2 protein-coding genes and 2 pseudogenes are annotated in these 4049 nt (G+C 67.1%); 2 read left to right on the forward strand and 2 right to left on the reverse strand.

Annotation, left to right across the window (positions count from 1 at the left end):
• A partial coding sequence (locus AB0I73_RS40565; protein ID WP_363045398.1) for an NACHT domain-containing protein occupies positions 1-1508 on the reverse strand: 1508 nt, incomplete at its 3' end.
• A gap of 422 nt (positions 1509-1930) precedes the next feature.
• On the opposite strand from AB0I73_RS40565, the pseudogene AB0I73_RS40570 reads away from it, so the two are divergent.
• Positions 1931-2095 (forward strand): annotated as a pseudogene (locus tag AB0I73_RS40570) (IS5/IS1182 family transposase); the annotation flags it as partial.
• A 55-nt stretch (positions 2096-2150) separates the two neighbouring features.
• Here AB0I73_RS40570 and AB0I73_RS40575 read toward each other — a convergent pair.
• A complete protein-coding gene (locus AB0I73_RS40575; RefSeq protein ID WP_363045399.1) occupies positions 2151-2744 on the reverse strand; it encodes a CAP domain-containing protein in 594 nt (197 codons plus the stop codon).
• A gap of 295 nt (positions 2745-3039) precedes the next feature.
• On the opposite strand from AB0I73_RS40575, the pseudogene AB0I73_RS40580 reads away from it, so the two are divergent.
• Positions 3040-3960 (forward strand): annotated as a pseudogene (locus tag AB0I73_RS40580) (ISAzo13 family transposase); the annotation flags it as partial.
• Positions 3961-4049 lie beyond the last annotated feature (89 nt).

Genomic DNA, 4049 nt, shown 5'->3' on the forward strand with positions numbered 1-4049 from the left:
CTACCTGACCCCGCTGGAGATCCGGCAGCGGCACGAGCAAGGACACGCCCTCGCGGCGTAAGCATCGAGTGTCCAACGTCACGGGGAAAGTCCAACAAGTGGTCCGCCCGGGCCCATGTCCGCCGCACCGGATGGGGATGGACGTCGCTGTCCAGCAGCTCGGCGAAGCCGACCTCCAGTTTGTCCTGGAGCAGTCCGATGCACGCGAGCGCGGAGACCATCTCAACGGTGTCGCTGCGTTCTTGAGGACTCAACTCGACGTCCTCGCGCAGCCGACCGTCGCTCACGGCACGGTGCCACGTCTCTAGCAGCCACAGCCGCAGCGTGCCGCGGTCCCAGCTGCGGGTATCCAGCCGGTTGGCGTCGTTGCGCGGACGGTCGCGTTCCAGGGCGCCGTGGTGGTGCAGTTCGCGGGCGATCTGCAGGTAGATGGGCGATTCAGTGACCTCCGCGGTCTCCACGATCCAGTCGATGCGGCGTTCGTCCGTCTCCGGGACCTGCGCCTCGACGAAGCGCAGCGCATCCTCCTCGCTCAGCGGTTCCAGCTCCACAATCGCGGCGGGGGTGCTCTCCAGCGGGCTGTGTGGCCGGGACGCGATGACGAGCGGTAGCTTCTCCTCGTGGGCGCGCTCGATGGCCTTGCGGATGATGTTGTCCCGGTCTTCCTGGAACCTCTCGTCGAGCACCGCCTCTTCCAGGCCGTCGGCGATGACAACCACCTTGTCGTCGGCGAGCAGCTGCTGCCAGACCCGGTCGTTCTTGGTGCGCGCCAGAATGCCCTGGGGCGCTTCCTCGGCGAACCGTTCCCTGGCCATACGCTCGAAGTTCAGGTCGCCACCGGTGGCGTCCCGCAACCGTATTGGCACAGGTACGGCATGCTGCCGGGCCAGTAGTTCGGTGAGCCGCACCAGAACAGCGGTCTTGCCCGTGCCGACACCGCCGACCAGCAGATAGGGCCTGCGGGTCTCGCGCTGCCGCAGCCGCTGGGCGATGACCCGGACTACCTCCTCGCGGCCCACGATCTCGGAGATGTCCGGCCCGGCGGTACGCACCAGTTTGTGCGGATGCCTGCGTGCCTTGGCGAGGTAGCGTCCCTTGGTCCAGCGGTACCAGAAGAGCAGGAACACCGCTGCGGCGACCGAAGCGGCGAGGAGCGGACCAAGGAAACGGAGGACGGAATCGAACCCGGTGTTCGCCCTCTTCCGCCACTCCTCGAACGGGGTCGTGTGGTGCGTGAACAGGATCCAGAAACCTTCAACGACCCAGGCGAAAAGCAGCATCGCGAGGATCAGCCAGACAACCCGGTTCAGATTGGTGTACGACCACCATCTGCGCCAATTCTTGGGGCGGGTGGTGTCGCGGCGGGCCTCCAGCCGGATGGTCAGATGGTGCCAGTGGCCGAGGAAGAACCGCCTGACCCGGCGCGACGCCCGCCTCGCCTCCAGCGTCGCCATCGGCGCGCTGCGTGGCCGGTCTTTGCCCGGCGGGTGACGCACGATTCTCGTCATGGTGCGTTCTCCTTCCGAGACTCGCTCTCGGCATGGAAACCCGCAGTTGCCGACACCTCTTCCATGGAAACACTTTCAAGACACCACGCAACCCAGACGCCGGGTAAGAAGACCGCTACGGAAATTCCGAGGGCTGCTGTCGTAGGCACACCCGGCCTCCTGGGCATCTGATTAGGCACTGGCGTGCACCCGGTCGACGTCTGCCACACCAGGCGCCTACCGGCAGTGATGTGCCACGTCGAACATCACACCGTGTCCGCCGGCTATGCGCTGGGCGACCTGTTGGAACCGGCCCTTGCCACCGCCCCACCGCGACGGGATACCCAAGGCCGCTGGATCACCGTGCCTGTCCTGGCCTACCTCGCTTTCCGCCGGGACTTGCCCGCCTGCCGCTGTACTCTGGGCCCGGCACACCACCCTGAGTGGTGGAGGGGAGTATCGATTGGGCTACGATGCCCCGCCGGCTCGCCCATGACTACGAGACCCTCGCCGCCAGCTCCGAAGCCATGATCCACATCGCCTCGATCGACAACCTCACCGAGCGCATAACGGACGAGGCCACACCAACCCGGCGAGGAACCTACTAGGCCATAAGCGGCAATTCGCCCACGCTAAACGCCCTCTCTGATAGACCCTCCCTCGTCAGGCTGGCTGGCAGCTTCCGAAAGTCACGACGTAGGTTCCCGCTTCGCTCGCGCCGGCGCCGGCCGGATCAGCCGCGCCTCCCAGGCCCCAGCGCCCGATCTCCCTCAGTGATGGGTCGAGGACGATCTGGCGGTGCCCCCATGTGCTGACGTTTACCCACCAGTTGACGGCCGCCCGGGGTGTGCCCCCGCCGCCCCAGCCGGTGTAGGTGATCTCGCTGACCTTCCAGGACCGGGGGTTCGGGCAGTAGCCCGCGGCCTTGATACGACTCTGTGGCGTCGAGCCGGTCTGAGGGTTGGTGTGCGAGTCCTTGCCGGGCCCCCACCATTTCAGGCGCACTGCCTGGTCGGAGTGCTGAAACGCCGCGTTCGTCAGGGACTGGTTGTGCGTGAGCGCCGGCAGCCCATGTCGTGCGCGTTCGGCATTGATGAGACAGACCAGGGCTTGCTGTGTCCCGAGGGTGCCAGTGCCCCCTCCCGGGCTCCGGTCGTAGTAGGCCGCGGCGTTGTCGCACTCCGAGACGGCAGTGGCCTGCGACGCGGTGACGGGGACGAGGGTTGCTGAGAGAACGCCGGCCGCGACGAGAGTCAATACGGTTCGGGTGCGTGAAGCGTGCCTTCTCACGGTGGTTCGACCTCCCGCGCACAGATGGCAGATGGCTCAAGGCGGGTGCCGGGGCTGCCGCCATTCGATGCGGGGGCGCCCTCTTCAACCGTTGCCCCATACGGCACGGGCCGCAACTCGACTGGGGGCCACCGCGCCCGTGGGGGAGTGCGGAGCCTGTCCCAAGGCCGGGTAGTTAGGGCTTGCCGGGAAACAAGCCGTCGCTTCCGGCTCTGTGGATCGTTGTTGTGGTACGGGGAGTCCGGAGGGGATCGAGGCAGCACTGGCCGCGAAGTTCGCGACGCTGTTCCCGCATCTCGACGAGCGGCAGCGGCGGCTGGCCATAGGAGCAGAAGCACGGTCGCTGGGCCATGGGGGCATCAGGCTCGTCGCTCGTGCGGCCGGAGTCCGGGAGGGCACCGTGTCGCGCGGGGTGACGGAACTGGAGTCCGGCGAGGCGCCGTTGGGGCGGGTACGCCGGTCCGGTGGGGGCCGCAAGCGTGCGGTGGACCTGGATCCGGGCCTTCGGCCCGCGCTGCTGGCCTTGGTGGAACCAGATGTACGCGGGGACCCGATGTCGCCGCTGCGCTGGACGACGAAGTCGACCCGGCACCTGGCTGCCGAGCTGACCCGGCAGGGACACCCGGTCTCGGCGGACACCGTGGCGGCCGTGCTGCGCGCGGAGGGTTTCAGTCTCCAGGGCAACGCCAAGACCATCGAAGGTGCCCAACACCCAGACCGGGATACGCAGTTCCGCTATATCAACGACCAGGCCAAGGACTTCCAGGCAGCCGGAGACCCGGTGATCAGCGTGGACACCAAAAAGAAGGAGTTGGTCGGCAACTACAAGAACGCCGGCCACCAGTGGCGTCGCGAAGGTGATCCAGTCCGGGTTCGCACCCACGATTTCCCCGATGCCGATCTGGGCAAGGCGATCCCATACGGAATCTACGACCTGACCGCGGACACCGGCTGGGTCAACGTCGGCACCGACCACGACACCGCAGCCTTCGCCGTCGCCTCCGTTCGCCGCTGGTGGCACGCGGTCGGGCGCGACACCTACCCGCGCTCGCACCGTCTGCTGATCACTGCGGACGCGGGCGGTTCCAACGGCTACCGCACCCGGGCCTGGAAGTTCGAGCTGGCCGCGCTGGCTGTCGAGACCGGCCTGGAGATCACCGTGTGTCACTTTCCTCCGGGCACCCAATGCCGTTGTTTGAAGGTTCATTGAGTTGGTGGTGACGGACTGAGCGTCGCGCCGTTATGCGGGGTGTGCATCCGTGGAGCGGGGTA

Source organism: Streptomyces sp. NPDC050388 (assembly GCF_040655635.1).
In the GTDB taxonomy this organism is placed as follows: Bacteria; Actinomycetota; Actinomycetes; order Streptomycetales; family Streptomycetaceae; genus Streptomyces.